The sequence below is a fragment of the Mycobacterium sp. SM3041 genome (assembly GCF_039668335.1).
Lineage (GTDB): Bacteria > Actinomycetota > Actinomycetes > Mycobacteriales > Mycobacteriaceae > Mycobacterium.
In genome coordinates this window covers 21589-37405 of the sequence record NZ_JAYXBQ010000001.1, presented here as the reverse complement: position 1 = coordinate 37405, position 15817 = coordinate 21589, and the positions used below count along the sequence as shown (strand labels likewise).

Genomic DNA, 15817 nt, shown 5'->3' with positions numbered 1-15817 from the left:
TCAACCCTCCCAATCCAATTCGGCCAGCAACGCGTCGCGCTGCCGGGCCAGTTCGGGTGTGATGTCGGCGTAGACGCTGTCGAACATGTCCGCGACGTCGAAGTCCGGTGCCGTCAGCACCGCCTCGCGCAGTTCGGCGCGTAGCCGCCGGGAGCGGTTCTCGACGTGCTGCTGCAGCCGGGGCGTCCACACCCCGACGCGCTCCAGGTACGTCCTGTAGCGCGTGATGGGATCGCGTGCCTCCCAGTGCTTCAGCTCGTCGGGGTCGCGGTAGCGGGTCGGATCATCGGAGGTGGTGTGCGGCCCCATCCGGTACGTGACGGCCTCGATCAGCGTCGGCCCGTCACCCGCGCGGGCGCGCTGCGCCGCCTCGGACATCACCGCGTAGCAGGCCAGCACGTCGTTGCCGTCCACCCGGATGCCGGGCATGCCGTAGCCGATGGCGCGGTGCGCGATCGACGGTCCCGCCTGCTGCCGGCGCACCGGCACCGAGATGGCCCACTGATTGTTCTGCACGAAGAACACGCACGGCGCCGACGTGACGGCCGCGAAGTTGAGCGCTTCGTGCATGTCGCCTTCGGACGTGCCGCCGTCGCCGATGAACGCCACGGTCACCGAGTCCTCACCGAGCCGCTGCGCCGCCATCGCCGCGCCGACCGCGTGCAGGCCGTGCGAGCCGATGTCGATCGACAGTGGCGCGCAGTGCTTTTCGGTGAAGCCCAGGCCGCCGTGCCAGCGGCCCCGCCACACCGCACTGATCTGGGCCGGCGTGATGCCGCGGACCAGCAGGGCGCCGAGTTCCCGGTACTGCGGGAACAGCCAGTCGGTCTTGCGCAGACAGGCTGCCGCACCCACCTGCGCGGCTTCCTGACCGCGGCACGAGGCGAACAGCGCCAGTTCACCCTGGCGCTGCAGATTGACGAATTCGACGTCGAGGTCACGGGTGACGACCATCTCTTCGTACAGCCAGCCCAGCGTCTCGGGCGGCAGGTCGCGGCGATATCGCGCGTCGGAGGTGGGCGCGCCGTCGGGCGCGACGAGTTGCACGGGCTCGAGGTCCACCCGGTTGTCCAGGCCAGGGACCGTCACGTCAGCCATACCGCCTCCTTTCGGTGACGGCATGTTCGGCCGTCAGTCCGCGAGAAGCTCAGCGCGGTGGCGACCAGGGCAACCCCTCAGGTGGTGAGGGTCGCCGGCCGATGCCGGGGTGTGGCACCAGTCGGATGATCCGCTCTGCTCGCCGCAGTGCTGGGGCATCACCGCCATTATGCGCCCGAAGACCGGCCGGCCGCGGTTATCGCAGGTAACAGACTGAAGACGTGTCGCAGTCGCCGGTCGGGCCGGTGCGGGCCGGTGGCAATACGGCCAACTTGTAGCCCGAACGTATGAATTCGTTGTTATTTGCGCTGGTGACACGCGAATCGGCCCGAAGTCTGTCGTTGCCGCGTGCTACAACCATCGCATCATCAACGTGGCAGTGCCGGAAGCGAGAAACCGATGAGACGTCCGAACCGCGCCGGCCCCAACGTCGCCCGAGCTTTAGCCGCGCCCGCACCCTGACCGCACACGTACGGCAGTCCCATCATGTTTGACACCGGCACAGGCGCGGCACGCCGCAACTTCCTCCAGCACGCGATGCGGGTCAGCCTGTTCATGCGGCACGGCGGGGCATTGGTGGTGTACGTCGTGGTGCTGGTCTCGGCGCCGCGCATCAGCCTGGCCGGCGTCGCGTTCGCCGGTCTGGCCGGCGCCTGGTCGCTGTACCGGTTGCTGACCCGCTCCGCAACGCCCCGCATTCTCGCGATCGACTACGCCGTCACGCTCGCCGCCTGCCTGGTCCTGCCTGTCGCGGCTGCCGACGACCGGGCGTGCCCGTCGACCTGCGCGCCGATCGCGATCGCCGGTACGGCCATCGCGAGCTTCACGGTGTTCGAACCGCTGCTGAACACGGCGATGACCGCAGGCGTCGTTGCCGCGCTCGCCGCCGGCGCGGCGTCGGTCGGCGGGGTCCACGACAGCGACCAATGGGTCAACGTCTACTACTTCGCCTTGCTGTGGGTGGCATCGACGCTGATCCGCTTCTTGACGGTGCACGTGGCCGAAAGGGTCGACGTCGCCCGCGCCGAGCGGCTGGCTGTCGAGCTCCGCCAGAAGGTCAACGCCGCCGTGCGCGACTACGACCGCGAGCAGATGCGGCTGCTCCATGACACCGTCGCCTCGACCCTGCTGATGGTGGGTACCGGCACCGCCTTGTCACCCGAGCGCGTCGCCGCCCAGGCACAGCGCGACCTCCGCGTGTTCACCGAGACATCGCACACGCCCGCGCCGCCGGCCGATCTCGTTGCCGCCCTGCGTGATCACGCTACCCACACCACGACGCCCGTGAGTTATGCCGGGGTGACCGCGATGTGGGTGGACGGCGCGACGGCGGCGACCATCGCGGCCGCCGCGCGCGAAGCTCTGACCAACATCGACCGGCATTCCGGCGCCACGGCGGTCACCATCACCGTGCATCTCGGCCGGATCCAGATCGCCGACGACGGGCATGGATTCGATCTGACCCGGCCGACGCGGGGGCACGGCATCGCAGACTCGATCATCGCCCGCATGCAGCAGCTCGGCGGTGTCGCGGAGATCATCACGCAGCCCGGGCAGGGCACCACGGTCGAATTGCGTTGGCCCACATCAATACCGGCCAGTGCCGACCCAGCGCCGGACCCGGAGCGGCTCATCGAGCGGGCACACATGGGCTACGGACTGGCACTGGTTGCCTACGGCCTGGCCAACCTGCTGGTGACCGTGCCCTCATCCCTGAAGTTCGCGGCATACCCGTATCTGCAGTGGTCCCTCATCGTCGTGACGACGGCGGCGACGCTGTCCGCGATCCCCCGGGTCATGGGCCGGGCCTATCCGCGGGCACGTTTCGGCATCATGATCCTCGTCGTTGTTGCGCTGGTGCAGTCGATCTCGATGCCGATCAAAGACCTCGACCCCCGGCTGCAGTGGGCACAAGGCGCGATCGGCTGGTGTGTGCTGCCGCTGCTGCTCAGTGTCCAGCTGCGCTACGCCGTTGGTGTCCTGGTGTGGTGCTGGGTCGTCCCCGCCGTCTACGCGATCATTCGGAATCCGTCGGTCCACACCGTCGTCGACCTCGGATACGACACGGCGAGTGTCCTCGTCGCCCAACTGTGTGCTCTGGTCGTCGCCGACATGATCCGGCGTTCTGCCGCAGCCGCTTCCGCCGAGACCGAAAGTCACATGCGCCTGACTGCGGCAGCACACATCGCCGACGCCGTGCAGGAGGAATACGACCGCCGCTACGCGGACCTCGCCGCCACCATCCAGCCGCTGCTGTCGACCCTTGCCGACGGAGAACCGGTCGATGCCGAGACACGGCGCCGCGCACAACTCGAATACCAGCGGCTGCGTACCCTTTTCGACCAGTCCTCGAGCTTCGAGCACGTACTGCTTCGCGAACTGCGCCCACGCATCGACGCCGCCCAGAATCGCGGCCTGGCCGTTTCCGTGGACGTCCAGGGCACACCGCCGGCCATGGATGTCCCCACTGCCCGGCGGTTGGCCCGGCTCATCGACCAAATTCTCCACGCAGCCGCCTCGCCGGCCCGCATCACCGTCGCCGCCGAAACGGCGGCAGTCGAACTCAGCGTCATGTGTCAGCGGGCTGAGCACGCCGATTTGCCGACGAAATCCAGTGTCGACGACGAAGATGAATTCGACCTGACCACCCTCGATGACACGGTGTGGATCACCGTGCGCCACCCACTCCCAGAAAGACCGACCGATCATGTCCGCGCCGGCCAACCCATCTGAGCCTCTGGCCATCGCCGTTGTCGATGACCACGACGTCATCCACACCGGCGTCTCGGCATGGTGCGCCCAGGCCGACCCACCCATCCGCGTCGCATCCGACCATCTCGACGCCGAGTCGTTCCTGGCGGTCTACCCCAAGGCCGACCACCAGCTGGCCGCGGTCATCCTGGATCTCGAACTGCGCAGTCGCCAGCCCGATTTCGATGCGGTCGCCGCCATCGTGGACGCGGGACACGCGGTGATCGTCTACTCGCACCTCGAGAACTCCGAGGTGATCCTGCGTTGCCTGGCCATCGGGGTGGTCACCTATCTGGCCAAGAGCGAAGGCCAGGGCCACCTCATCGAGGCCATCCGCGCGGCCAGCACCCACGAGCCGTACGTCGGTCCCCGCATGGCCGCGGCCATCTGCTCGGACACCGACTCCGGCCGGCCCGGGCTCACCAAGCGCGAACGTGAAGTGCTCAAGGCCTGGTTTCAGACCGAGAGCAAGGACATCGTCGCCAAGCGCCTGCACCTCGCGCCGACCACCGTCCGGACCCACCTGCAACGCGTTCGCGCCAAGTACGCCGCCGCGGGGCGCCCGGCGGCCACCAAGGCCCAACTGGTCGCCCGTGCCGTGCAAGACGGCATCCTCAGCGTCGAGGACCTGTAGCTCCTACGGCGCCAGGGCGACGATGCGTTCGGCGCGGCGGAGCACCGGCATGTCGACCATCAGACCGTCGTACTGGAACACGCCGCGCTCGCGGGTCGCGGCATCGAGTACCGCACGCGCCCAGGCGATCTCCTTCTCGGTCGGCGCGTAGCCGTTCCGGATGACCGCGACCTGTGTCGGGTGGATGGCCACCTTGGCGTCGAAACCGACGGCCACGGCGTCGTCGACCTCGGCCCGCAGGCCGTCCAGGTTCTTGATGTCGAGGTACACCGAGTCCAGCGCGAGCTTGCCGAAAGCCTTGGCGGCCAACAGCGATTGCGACCGGACGTGCTTGGCCACATCGCGGTAGCTGTCGTCGGGCCGGCGGTTCGCGGTGCCGCCCAGCACCGCGAACAGGTCCTCGGCGCCCCACATGACGGCGTAGGTGTTCTCGACGCGGGCGGTCTCGGTGACGGCGAGCGCACCGCGCGGCGTCTCCACCAGCACCACGACGTCGAGCGGCGCGAGCGCCCGAACCTGTTCGGCCGACTCGGTTTTGGCGAGCATCACCGTGGTGTACGGCGTCTTGGCCAAAGCCTCCAGATCGAGCGGGTGATCGGCGGTGTCCGACGGATTCAAACGCACCACCGTCCGCGCCGGGTCCAGCGGGGTGTCGATGAGCGCCTGGCGAGCCGCCGGCCGGTCCTTCGCGGCGCAGCCGTCTTCCAGGTCGAGGATCACCACATCTGCTGCGGCGGCGGCCTTTTGGAACCGCTCAGGACGGTCCGCGGGGCAGAACAGCCAGCCGGGTCCCGGCGCGGTCAAGCTCATGACGGCTGCTCCGCGGGGCGCTTACGGACCATGGTCTTGCGTGTCGCCGTGGCGACGATGTCGCCGTGCTGGTTGCGACCGGTATGGGCGAACGTGACGATGCCCTCCCCCGGCCGGCTCTTGGACTCGCGCTTCTCGATCACCTCGGACTCGGCGTACAGCGTGTCACCGTGGAAGAGCGGCCTGGGGAACGCGATGTCGGAGAAACCGAGGTTGCCGACGATCGTGCCCTGGGTCAGCTGGGCGACCGACAGGCCGACGAGCGTCGACAGCGTGAACATCGAATTCACCAGCCGTGCATGGAACGGCGGCAGCGCATCGGAGAACGCGGCGTCCAGGTGCAGCGCCTGCGTGTTCATGGTCAGCGTGGTGAACAGGACGTTGTCGGCCTCGGTGATGGTGCGGCCGGGCCGGTGCTGGTAGATGACGCCCGGCTGGAACTCCTCGTACCAGAGCCCGCGCTGCTCGATGACCCGCTTCTCGGTCACAGCCCGGCCTCACGCGCGATCAGCATGAGCTGAACCTCAGTTGTGCCCTCACCGATTTCGAGGATCTTCGAATCGCGGTAGTGCCGGGCGACCGGGTACTCGTTCATGAAGCCGTAGCCACCGAACACCTGGGTGGCGTCGCGGGCGTTGTCCATCGCGGCCTCGCTGGCGATCATCTTGGCGATGCAGGCTGCCTTCTTGAACGGCTTGCCCGCCAGCATCAGCGCCGCGGCGTCGTAGTAGGCGGTGCGGGCCACGTGGGCGCGGGCCTCCATCCGGGCGATCTTGAAGGCGATGGCCTGGTAGCCACCGATCTTGCGGCCGAACGCTTCCCGCTCCTTCGAGTACTTGACGCACTCGTCGACGCAGCCCTGCGCCACACCGACGGACAGCGCGGCGATCGCGATGCGGCCCTCGTCGAGGATGCGCAGGAAGTTGGCGTAGCCGCGGCCGCGCTCGCCGAGCAGGTTCTCGACCGGCACCCGCACGTCGTCGAAGCTCAGCGGATGGGTGTCCGAGGCGTTCCAGCCGACCTTGTCGTAGGCGGGCTCGGCGGTGAAGCCCGGCGTCGGCACCGGCACCAGGATCGACGAAATCTCCTTGTGCCCACCGGGCAGTTCGCCGGTCACGGCCGTGACGGTCACCAGCTTCGTGATGTCGGTGCCGGAGTTGGTGATGAACTGCTTGGAGCCGTTGATCACCCAGCTGTCGCCGTCCAGCTTGGCGGTGGTCTTGGTGGCACCGGCGTCACTGCCGCCACCGGCCTCGGTCAAACCGAAGGCGCCCAGGGCCTTTCCGCTGGCCAGCTGCGGCAGCCATTCCTGCTTCTGCGCCTCGGTGCCGAAGCGGTACACCGGCATCGCGCCCAGGCCGACACCGGCCTCCAGCGTGATGGCGACGCTCTGGTCCACCTTGCCGAGTTCTTCCAGCGCCAGGCAGAGGGCGAAGTAGTCGCCGCCCATGCCGCCGTACTCCTCGGGGAACGGCAGGCCGAACAGGCCCATCTCGGCCATCCCGTCGATGACCTTGTACGGGAAGGTGTGGTCCTTGTCGTGCTGCGCGGCCACCGGCGCGACGACCGTCTGCGCGAATTCCCGGACCGTCTTGGCCAGTTCGGCATAGTGGTCCGGCAGGGTGCCGGTCGAAATGAAGTCGCTCATTTGGTCTCCTCGGTTGCTGCGGTAATCCGGGCCAGCGGCTGGCCCACTTTGACCTGATCGCCCACGGCGACAAGTAATTCCACGGTGCCGTCGACCGGCGACGACAGCGCGTGTTCCATCTTCATGGCCTCGACGGTGACGACGACGTCACCGCTACTCACCGTCGACCCGTCCGTTATGCCCACGGCCACGACGGATCCGGGCATGGGACTGACGATCTCGGCGTCGCCGCTGTGTTCGTCGTCGGCCCGGACGGGCGCCTCACGCACGTCCTCGATGACGGTCGTGCGGCCGGCTCCGGCCAGCCACAGCCGGTGGTCCTCGACGGCGGTCAGGTATTCGGTGCGTAGGCCGTCGACGGTGACGATCAGCCGGTCACCGTCCAACGATGCTGTGACGCTGCGGGGTTCGCCGTCTTCGATGCGTGCCGTGGCGGCTGCGGGAGTACCGGTGAGGTGGACGTGGTCGGTCCGGTCGCCGGCCCGCAGCCGGATGGTGGTCGGTGCGTGCTCGCCGACCCGCCAGCCCGTCGGGGTGGCCCACAGCTCGCCGGCGTCGGCCCAGCTGTGTAGCCAGCGGTACGCGGCTGCGGCGATGAACTCGTCGTCGCAGGCCTGCGCGGCGACGTAGTCGCCCGTGCGGCGGTCCAGCAGTCCGGTGTCGAGGCGCCCGGCGATGACGTCCTCGTCGGCCAGCAGGAAGCGCAGGAAGTCGATGTTGGTACCGACACCCAGCACGGCGGTATCGGCCAGCACCCGGTCCAGGCCACGCCGCGCCGACTCCCGATCCGGCCCGTAGGCAATGATTTTCGACAGCATCGGGTCGTAGTCGCTGCCGATCACCGAACCGGCCCGGATACCGGAATCCACCCGCGCTTCGGCGGGCTCGGCCAGTGCCAACACGGTGCCACCCGTGGGCAGGAAGTCGTGCGCCGGGTCTTCGGCGTACACGCGGGCCTCGATGGCGTGGCCTGTCAGCGTGATGTCGTCCTGCGCCATCGGCAGGGCCTCTCCGGCCGCCACCCGCACCTGCAGTTCGACGAGGTCGATGCCCGTGACCAGTTCTGTCACCGGGTGTTCCACCTGAAGACGGGTGTTCATCTCCATGAAGAAGAACTCGTCGGGACGGTCGGCGGAGACGATGAACTCGACGGTGCCGGCGCCGCGGTAGTCGACGCTGCGGGCGGTGTCGCACGCGGCCGCACCGATGCGGGCCCTCGTCGCCTCATCCAGTACGGGCGACGGCGCCTCTTCGATGACCTTCTGGTGCCGGCGCTGCAGACTGCACTCACGCTCACCGAGATGCACGACATTGCCGTGGCTGTCCGCGACGACCTGCACCTCGATGTGCCTGGGGTTCAACACGAATCGTTCGATGAACAGGGTGTCGTCGCCGAATGCCGAGGCGGCCTCGCGACGGGCCGAGGCCAGCGCGGCCGGCAACTCGGCCGCCGCATGCACGACGCGCATGCCCTTGCCGCCACCACCGGCGGACGGCTTCACCAGAACCGGGAACCCCACCTCGGGGGCGCCGGCGATGAGCTCCTCGTCGGTGAGACCCGGACGCGAGATGCCCGGAACCACCGGCACTCCGAACGCCGACACCGCTGCCTTGGCGGTGATCTTGTCGCCCATGGTGCCGATGGCTTTGGCCGGCGGCCCGATGAAGACGATGCCCGCGTCGTGCAGGGCGGCGGCGAATTCGGCGTTCTCGGAAAGGAATCCGTAGCCCGGGTGCACGGCCTGTGCGCCGGTGCGCCGCGCCGCGTTCACGATGGCCTCGATGCTGAGGTAGCTCTGCCGGGCCGGGGCCGGCCCGATGTTCACCGCGACGTCGGCCTCGAGGACATGCCGGGCCCCGGCGTCGGCGTCGCTGAACACCGCGACCGAACGGATCCCCATGGCCCGCAACGTCCGGATGACGCGGACCGCGATCTCGCCACGATTGGCGACCAGGACCGTATTGAAGGTTTTCATGTCACATCCTGAATACGCCGTAGGACACAGGCTCGAGCGGAGCCTGCGCGACAACTGAAAGAGCCAGTCCCACCACGGTTCTGGTGTCAGCCGGGTCGATGACGCCGTCGTCCCAGAGCCGGGCCGTCGAGTAGTAGGGGTTGCCCTGATCTTCGTACTGCTGGCGGATCGGGGCCTTGATGGCCTCTTCCTCCTCCGGCGTCAGTTCACCGCGCACGGTGGCCAGCACCGAGGCGGCCTGCTCGCCGCCCATCACCGAGATGCGGGCGTTGGGCCACATCCACAGGAACCGCGGCGAGTACGCGCGGCCGCACATCGAGTAGTTGCCTGCGCCGTACGAGCCGCCGATGACGACGGTCAGCTTCGGCACCCGGGCACACGCCACCGCGGTGACCATCTTGGCGCCGTGCTTGGCGATGCCGCCGGCCTCGTAGTCGCGGCCCACCATGAAGCCGGAGATGTTCTGCAGGAACAGCAGCGGCACCGACCGCTTGTCACACAGTTCGATGAAATGCGCGCCCTTCTGGGCGGATTCACCGAACAGCACGCCGTTGTTGGCGATGATGCCCACCGGGTGGCCGTGGATGCGCGCGAAGCCGGTGACCAGCGTGGTGCCGTATTCGGCTTTGAATTCGGTGAATTCGCCGCCATCGACGATACGGGTGATCACCTCGTGCACGTCGTACGGCACCTTGGAGTCGATCGGTACGACGTCGTAGAGCTCGGTCTGGTCGCACACCGCGTCCACCGTCGGGGCGACGTCCCACGGCGCCTGCGCGCGCGGCCCGAACGTCGACGCGATGCGGCGCACGATGCGCAGCGCGTCGCGGTCGTCGTGTGCCAGGTGGTCGGTGACGCCGGAGACCTTGGAGTGCAGGTCGCCGCCACCGAGGTCCTCGGCCGAAACCACCTCTCCGGTAGCAGCTTTCACCAGCGGTGGGCCGCCCAGGAAGATGGTGCCCTGGTTGCGGACGATGACGGCCTCGTCACTCATCGCGGGGACGTACGCGCCGCCGGCGGTGCAGGAGCCGAGCACCGCGGCGATCTGCGGGATACCGCGCGCCGACATGTTGGCCTGGTTGAAGAAGATGCGGCCGAAGTGTTCGCGGTCGGGGAACACCTCGTCCTGGCGCGGCAGGAACGCGCCGCCGGAGTCGACCAGGTAGATGCACGGCAGCTGGTTCTGGCTGGCGATCTCCTGCGCCCGCAGGTGCTTCTTGACCGTGATCGGGTAGTACGTGCCACCTTTCACCGTCGCGTCGTTGGCGACGATCATGCATTCGCGGCCCGACACCCGGCCGATGCCGGCGATCATGCCCGCTCCCGGGCATTCGTCGTCGTACATGCCGCCCGCGGCCAGCGGTGCGATCTCCAGGAACGGACTGCCCGGGTCGAGGAGTCCGTTGACACGGTCGCGCGGCAGCAGCTTGCCGCGACCGACGTGACGCTCGCGGGAGCGCTCCGATCCCCCGAGGGCAGCGGTGGCCAGCTTGTCCTTGAGCTCGGCCACCAGCGCCAGGTGCTGCTCGCGATGCGATACCCGTTGGGAAACGCTCGGCGACATCGTCGCTCCATTTCACTTGAGTTAATGGCGAATAACCGAACGCGATGTTAGTCTTCATTAACTGAGATGTCCAGACCGGGTTGGAGGTGTCGATGACGGCATCAGCGTCAGACGCCGAAACACCGCGTAGCCGAGCCAAATCCGACCGGCGCGGCCAACTCGTCGCCGCCGCCGAACGACTCTTCGCCGAACGCGGCTTCCTGGCCGTCCGCCTCGAGGACATCGGCGCCGCGGCCGGCATCAGCGGGCCCGCGATCTACCGGCACTTCCCCAACAAGGAAGCGCTACTGGTCGAGCTACTGGTCAGCGTCAGCGCCCGGCTGCACGCCGGCGGACGTGCCGTGGTCGCCGAATGCGACGACCCCGCCGACGCCCTCAACAGCCTCATCGAGTTCCACCTCGACTTCGCGCTCGGCGAATCCGACCTGATCCGGATCCAGGACCGCGACCTCAACAACCTCCCCGACGCCGCCAAACGGCAGGTGCGCCGCTCACAGCGCCAGTACGTCGAAATCTGGGTGGACGTCCTGCGCCGGCTCGACCCGTCACGCAGCGAAGCCGACGCCCGCACCATGGCGCACGCCGCATTCGGGCTCCTGAACTCGACGCCGCACAGCGTCACCGCGGGCGGCGCCCGCAAGCAGGAGGAATCCTCGCGCGCCGTGCTGCGCGCCATGACCGTCGCGGCACTGGCCCCGCACCGCTGAACGCACCCGCCGCAACGTCACCGCGTCCCCTCACCCGCCGCAGGTACCCTGCAAACATGAGGTGGGCATGACCGGATCGCGCGACGACGGGCTGGACGCCACCAAGAAACTCCCGGCCATGCCGACGGCCGGGTACCAGACCGACGCCTTCACCGATCCCTACGGTGTCACCGCACCGCCGAAGGCCCGCCGCCACAAGTGGCTGTTCCCGCTGGCCGGCGCGGTGCTGATCCTGGCCCTCTGCACCGTGATCGCACTGGTCATCGTCAACAGCTCCGAACAACAGACCCTGGTCGCACCGCCGCCGCTGCCGGTCCCGACGCAGGACCCGATGACGTCGTCGACGACCGTGACGACCACCACGACGCCCGAGAGCAGCGAGCCCAGCGAAGCCGTCAGCCCGCCCGCCGCGGCAGCGCCCCCGGACGACGAGAGCGGTGACACCGAAGCCGTGCTGTACGCCGTGATCGGCAACGGCCGGGCCGTGAGCATCACGTATGTCGACACCGGCGGGGTGCTCCAGACGGAGTTCAACGTGCCGCTGCCGTGGACCAAGGAAGTCCAGCTGAACCGGCCCGCCGCACGGTCGGCCAGCGTCAGCATCGTCAACGCCGGACGCGGCATCGCCTGCACCATCTCGGTCGACGGCACCCAGATTCAGCAGCGAGAAGGCGCCGGCCTCACGGTGTGCCGGCAGTCCGGCAAACGCGGCCGCACGCACGGGCACTAACGCCGGGCCGGCACCTTCACCAACAGCATCCCGACCAGCCCGATCCCCAGGACCGTGCAGAGGCCGCCCAGGCCCGCCCGCGTCGTCGCGAAGATGTCGATGAACATCGAGAACAACCACGGCGACAGCACGTGCGCCGCCCGGCCCGTGGTGGTGTAGAGCCCGAAGGCCACGCCCTCCTTGCCGTCCGCCGAGATGCGCAGCATCAGGTTGCGCGACGCCGACTGGGTGGGGCCGACGAACAGGCACAGTGTCAGGCCGCAGATCCAGAACGCCAGCGGGCCGGACAGGAACATCAGCGTGATGCCCACGGCGACCATCGCGGTCAATGAGCCGACGATGACGCGCTTGGAACCGATCCGGTCATCCAGCATGCCGCCGAGCGCCGCGCCCAGAGCCGCGATGGTGAACGCACCGGCCCCGAACAGCGGCACGCTCGTCGGCGCCAGCCCGTAGACGCTGACCCCGACCACCGGACCGAAGATCGAGATACCCGTCAGGCCGTCGCGGAAGACGGCGCTGGAGAGCAAGTAGTAGACGACGTTGCGGTCGCGTCGCCACTCGCCGACGACCTCCGTCCACAACCTGCGGTAGGCGCCGAAGAAGCCGACGGCCGGGGTGCCGTCGTGCGGCGGCGACTTCACGGTCAGCAGCAACGGCAGCGCGAAGATGACGAACCACGCCGCGGCCGCCAGGACCGCGTACCGGTCCGGTTTGCCGTCCGAGTTCGGCACACCGAGTAGGCCCAAGGTGTCGCCACTACCGGACTTGAGCCCCACGAAGACCAGGAGCAGCAGCACGACGCTGCCGAAAAACCCTGCCGCCAAGCCGAATCCGGAGACGCGACCCGACGTCAGCGGCGTCGACAACTGGCGCAGCATCGCGTTGTACGGGACGGTCGCCAGATCCATGCACGCCGCGGTGCAGGCCAACAACGCCAGGCCGATCCACAGATAGTGGTGGTCGGGCCTGATGAACGTCATCGATGCCGTCAGCACCACCACGGCGCCCGTGAGCGCCGCGAGCGCCCGCCGTCGCCGGTACGCGGCGTCGACCATCACGCCCGTCACCGGGGCCAACAGCGCCACCGCGATGCCCGCCACCAGCACCGCGCGCCCCAGCCAGCTCTCCGGCGTCGTCGGGCCCGGCAGGCCTCTGCCGACCTCGGAGATGAGGTAGATGTTGAAACCGAATGTCGTCACGATGGCGTTCACGCCCGTGGCGCCGCTGTCCCACAGCGCCCAGGCGGCGACGCGGCCCCGGTCGACGGGCGGGACGTGGCTGCTCAAGGCCCGTCGATTCGCTCGGCAAGCCTCGCTCATGCCGCCACTCTATTGGTCCCTACGATTGCACCCATGCCTGTACCCGCTCCCAGTCCCGACGCCCGCGCCGTCGTCACCGGCGCCTCGCAGAACATCGGTGAAGCGCTGGCCACCGAACTCGCCGCCCGCGGCCACCACCTGATCATCACGGCGCGCCGCGGCGAGGTGCTGGCCGAGGTCGCCCAGCGCATCACCGACAAGTACGGCGTCACCGTCGAGGTCCGGGCCTGCGACCTGACCGACCCCGCCGACCGCGACAAGCTCTGTGCGGAACTCGCGGAGCGCAACATCTCGATCCTGTGCGCCAACGCCGGCACCGCGACGTTCGGCGCCGTCGCCGACCTGCCCGCGGCGGGTGAGAAGGCCCAGGTGCAGCTCAACGTGCAGGGCGTGCACGACCTGGTGCTCGCCGTGCTGCCCGGCATGATCGCGCGCAAGGGCGGCGGCATCCTGATCTCCGGTTCGGCCGCGGGCAACTCGCCCATCCCGAACAACGCGACCTACGCCGCGTCCAAAGCGTTCGCCAACACCTTCAGTGAGTCGCTGCGCGGTGAGCTCAAGCCGCACGGTATCAACGTCACGCTGCTGGCACCCGGACCCGTGCGCACCGAGCTGCCCGACCCGTCCGAGCAGTCACTGGTCGAGCGCCTGATCCCCGACTTCCTGTGGATCGACACCGAGTACACCGCCCGGATTTCGCTGGACGGCCTCGAGAAGAACAAGATGCGCGTCGTCCCGGGCCTGACCTCGAAGGCCATGTCGGCCGCCAGCGGCTACGCCCCGCGCGCGATCGTCGCGCCGATCGTCGGCGCCGTCTACAAGAAGCTCGGCGGGTCGTAAAGCCGGCGGCCGCGCCGAGAGGGACCAAATGGCTGCTTTCGGCGGCCGCCAACGACCGTTTGGTCCTTCTCGCCGCGCCCCGACTTACCTGCGGCGGGTCGTGCCGAACAGGCTGCGGGTGATCTCGCGGCCTGCCACGGTCGCCGCCGAGCGCAGGAAGCTCTTGAACGCCGAGCTCTGCAGGACCTCCGACACCATGCCGGGTCCTTCGGCCTCCACCTCGACGCGGCCGGATGCGGTGAGGTCGGGCTCTTCGGCAGGCACGGGCGCGGGCGCCGCGTCGGGGGCCGCAGGCGGCGCACCGGCCGGCGCCGGCTGCGCAGACAGCCGCTCGTGGGCCGAGTCGCGGTCGACTGTCGCCCCGTAAGTCGCTTGCAACGGGCTGGCCTTGGCGGCGGCAGCAATGGCGTCGGGGCCGATGGTGCCCATCAGCGACCGCGGCGCGCGCAGCCGGGTCCACGCCACCGGGGTCGGCGCACCCACCTCGGACAGCACCGTGACGACGGCCTCACCGATCCCGAGCGACGTCAGCGCCGACTCCAGGTCGTAGACGGTTGTCTTCGGGTAGGTCCGGACCGTCTTCGTCAGGGCCTTCTGGTCGTCCGGAGTGAAGGCGCGGATCGCGTGCTGCACGCGCGCACCCAGCTGGCTGAGGACGTCGTTGGGAATGTCGGTAGGCAGCTGGGTGCAGAAGAAGACGCCGACGCCCTTGGAGCGGATCAGCTTGACGGTCTGTTCGACCTGGTCCAGGAATGCCTTGGACGCGTCGGCGAACAGCAGATGCGCTTCGTCGAAGAAGAAGACCAGCTTCGGCTTGTCCGCGTCACCGATCTCCGGCAGCGTCGAGAACAGGTCGGCCAGCACCCACATCAGGAACGTCGAGAACAACACCGGACGCGCGGCCTGGCTGCCCAGCTCCAGCAGCGTGATGATGCCGCGGCCCTGGGGGTCCACGCGCATCAGGTCCTCGGGCTTGAGCTCGGGCAAACCGAAGAACGTGTCGCCGCCCTCGGCCTCCAGGTTGATCAGCGCACGCAGGATCACGCCCGCGGTGGCCGGCGAGACCGCGCCGAGCGCCTTGAGCTCCTCTTTGCCCTCATCACTGGTCAGGAACTGGATGACGCCGCGCAGATCCTTGAGATCGTCGAGGAGCAGGCCCTTCTGGTCGGCCCAGTGGAAGATCAGCCCGAGTGTCGACTCCTGAGTCTGGTTGAGCCCCAACACCTTCGACAGCAGGATGGGCCCGAAGCTGGTGACGGTGGCACGCACCGGGACGCCGGTTCCCGTCGTCCCCAGCGACAGGAACTCGACCGGGAAGGCCGTGGGCGTCCAGTCGTCGCCGGTGTCCTTGGCACGCTGGGTGGTCTTGTCATTGGCGGCGCCCGGCTGCGCGAGCCCCGACAGGTCGCCCTTCACGTCGGCCATCACGACCGGGACCCCGGCCGTCGACAACTGCTCGGCGATGACCTGCAGCGTCTTGGTCTTACCGGTACCGGTCGCACCGGCGATGAGGCCGTGCCGGTTGATGGTGGCCAGCGGAATCTTGACCTGAGCACCGGCATCGACGGTCCCGTCGACGACGACCGCGCCCAGGTTCAGCGCTTGGCCGGTGACGGCGTAACCAGCGGCGATCTGCTGCGCGGGGGATGCACTCGAGTCAGTCGTCATGCGCCTGACCCTACTTCGTCAGGTCACAGGTGGCCGGGTATGGACACCCCGTTGAGCGCCTGGGAATAG

Annotated in this window: 13 protein-coding genes; 5 read left to right on the top strand and 8 right to left on the bottom strand. The window is 68.7% G+C overall.

Annotated features, from left to right (window positions below):
* Entirely contained in the window at window positions 1-1098 is a 1098-nt protein-coding gene (gene pdhA, locus VXD91_RS00155; RefSeq protein WP_346414309.1) for a pyruvate dehydrogenase (acetyl-transferring) E1 component subunit alpha, read from the bottom strand.
* Between the two features lie 486 nt (window positions 1099-1584).
* Between pdhA and VXD91_RS00150 the strand changes: the two genes are divergently transcribed.
* Both VXD91_RS00150 and VXD91_RS00145 read left to right on the top strand, forming a co-directional pair.
* Window positions 1585-3831 carry an ATP-binding protein gene (locus tag VXD91_RS00150; protein ID WP_346414308.1) on the top strand — a complete coding sequence of 749 codons (2247 nt, stop codon included), beginning with the start codon at window positions 1585-1587 and terminating at the stop codon, window positions 3829-3831.
* Entirely contained in the window at window positions 3806-4483 is a 678-nt protein-coding gene (locus VXD91_RS00145) for a LuxR C-terminal-related transcriptional regulator (RefSeq protein ID WP_212812369.1), read from the top strand. The genes VXD91_RS00150 and VXD91_RS00145 overlap by 26 nt, the downstream gene beginning before the upstream one ends.
* 3 nt (window positions 4484-4486) lie before the next feature.
* Here VXD91_RS00145 and VXD91_RS00140 read toward each other — a convergent pair whose 3' ends face one another.
* Genes VXD91_RS00140 through VXD91_RS00120 form a run of 5 tightly spaced genes read right to left on the bottom strand, consistent with a single transcriptional unit; the run spans window position 4487 to window position 10481 of the window.
* Entirely contained in the window at window positions 4487-5293 is an 807-nt protein-coding gene (locus tag VXD91_RS00140) for a CoA ester lyase (protein ID WP_073696759.1), read from the bottom strand.
* Entirely contained in the window at window positions 5290-5781 is a 492-nt protein-coding gene (locus VXD91_RS00135) for a MaoC family dehydratase (RefSeq protein ID WP_073696760.1), read from the bottom strand. The genes VXD91_RS00140 and VXD91_RS00135 overlap by 4 nt, the downstream gene beginning before the upstream one ends.
* Window positions 5778-6941 (bottom strand): acyl-CoA dehydrogenase family protein, encoded by a 1164-nt coding sequence (locus tag VXD91_RS00130; protein WP_073696761.1) that lies wholly within the window; start codon window positions 6939-6941, stop codon window positions 5778-5780. Before VXD91_RS00130 ends, VXD91_RS00135 begins: the two co-directional genes overlap by 4 nt.
* A complete protein-coding gene (locus VXD91_RS00125) occupies window positions 6938-8917 on the bottom strand; it encodes an acetyl/propionyl/methylcrotonyl-CoA carboxylase subunit alpha (RefSeq protein ID WP_346414307.1) in 1980 nt (659 codons plus the stop codon). Before VXD91_RS00125 ends, VXD91_RS00130 begins: the two co-directional genes overlap by 4 nt.
* Before the next feature lies 1 nt (window position 8918).
* Window positions 8919-10481 carry a carboxyl transferase domain-containing protein gene (locus VXD91_RS00120; RefSeq protein WP_346414306.1) on the bottom strand — a complete coding sequence of 521 codons (1563 nt, stop codon included), beginning with the start codon at window positions 10479-10481 and terminating at the stop codon, window positions 8919-8921.
* 92 nt (window positions 10482-10573) lie between these two features.
* Here VXD91_RS00120 and VXD91_RS00115 point away from each other — a divergent pair, with 92 nt between their 5' ends.
* Both VXD91_RS00115 and VXD91_RS00110 read left to right on the top strand, forming a co-directional pair.
* The gene (locus VXD91_RS00115; protein WP_346414305.1) at window positions 10574-11188 is read left to right on the top strand and encodes a TetR/AcrR family transcriptional regulator; all 615 of its coding nucleotides are present in this window, start codon (window positions 10574-10576) and stop codon (window positions 11186-11188) included.
* A 67-nt stretch (window positions 11189-11255) separates the two neighbouring features.
* Complete coding sequence (locus tag VXD91_RS00110; RefSeq protein ID WP_212812374.1) at window positions 11256-11918, top strand: MmpS family transport accessory protein; 663 nt, start codon at window positions 11256-11258, stop codon at window positions 11916-11918.
* On the opposite strand, the gene VXD91_RS00105 is transcribed toward VXD91_RS00110, so the two are convergent.
* The gene (locus VXD91_RS00105; protein WP_346414304.1) at window positions 11915-13240 is read right to left on the bottom strand and encodes an MFS transporter; all 1326 of its coding nucleotides are present in this window, start codon (window positions 13238-13240) and stop codon (window positions 11915-11917) included. The two genes, VXD91_RS00110 and VXD91_RS00105, sit on opposite strands and share 4 nt — an antisense overlap.
* A gap of 33 nt (window positions 13241-13273) precedes the next feature.
* On the opposite strand from VXD91_RS00105, the gene cmrA reads away from it, so the two are divergent.
* Window positions 13274-14080, top strand: a complete 807-nt coding sequence (gene cmrA / locus VXD91_RS00100; RefSeq protein ID WP_346414303.1) for a mycolate reductase — start codon at window positions 13274-13276, stop codon at window positions 14078-14080.
* A gap of 84 nt (window positions 14081-14164) precedes the next feature.
* Here the strand turns inward: cmrA and VXD91_RS00095 are convergent, their stop codons facing one another.
* Window positions 14165-15748, bottom strand: a complete 1584-nt coding sequence (locus VXD91_RS00095) for a helicase HerA-like domain-containing protein (protein ID WP_346414302.1) — start codon at window positions 15746-15748, stop codon at window positions 14165-14167.
* Between the last annotated feature and the right edge of the window lie 69 nt (window positions 15749-15817).

Excerpts from the sequence above, each read along its gene's own strand:
- pdhA (WP_346414309.1), bottom strand. The coding sequence starts at position 1,098 with ATGGCTGACGTGACGGTCCCTGGCCTGGACAACCGGGTGGACCTCGAG.
- VXD91_RS00150 (WP_346414308.1), top strand. The coding sequence starts at position 1,585 with ATGTTTGACACCGGCACAGGCGCGGCACGCCGCAACTTCCTCCAGCAC.
- VXD91_RS00145 (WP_212812369.1), top strand. The coding sequence starts at position 3,806 with ATGTCCGCGCCGGCCAACCCATCTGAGCCTCTGGCCATCGCCGTTGTC.
- VXD91_RS00140 (WP_073696759.1), bottom strand. The coding sequence starts at position 5,293 with ATGAGCTTGACCGCGCCGGGACCCGGCTGGCTGTTCTGCCCCGCGGAC.
- VXD91_RS00130 (WP_073696761.1), bottom strand. The coding sequence starts at position 6,941 with ATGAGCGACTTCATTTCGACCGGCACCCTGCCGGACCACTATGCCGAA.
- VXD91_RS00125 (WP_346414307.1), bottom strand. The coding sequence starts at position 8,917 with ATGAAAACCTTCAATACGGTCCTGGTCGCCAATCGTGGCGAGATCGCG.
- VXD91_RS00120 (WP_346414306.1), bottom strand. The coding sequence starts at position 10,481 with ATGTCGCCGAGCGTTTCCCAACGGGTATCGCATCGCGAGCAGCACCTG.
- VXD91_RS00115 (WP_346414305.1), top strand. The coding sequence starts at position 10,574 with ATGACGGCATCAGCGTCAGACGCCGAAACACCGCGTAGCCGAGCCAAA.
- VXD91_RS00110 (WP_212812374.1), top strand. The coding sequence starts at position 11,256 with ATGACCGGATCGCGCGACGACGGGCTGGACGCCACCAAGAAACTCCCG.
- VXD91_RS00105 (WP_346414304.1), bottom strand. The coding sequence starts at position 13,240 with ATGAGCGAGGCTTGCCGAGCGAATCGACGGGCCTTGAGCAGCCACGTC.
- cmrA (WP_346414303.1), top strand. The coding sequence starts at position 13,274 with ATGCCTGTACCCGCTCCCAGTCCCGACGCCCGCGCCGTCGTCACCGGC.
- VXD91_RS00095 (WP_346414302.1), bottom strand. The coding sequence starts at position 15,748 with ATGACGACTGACTCGAGTGCATCCCCCGCGCAGCAGATCGCCGCTGGT.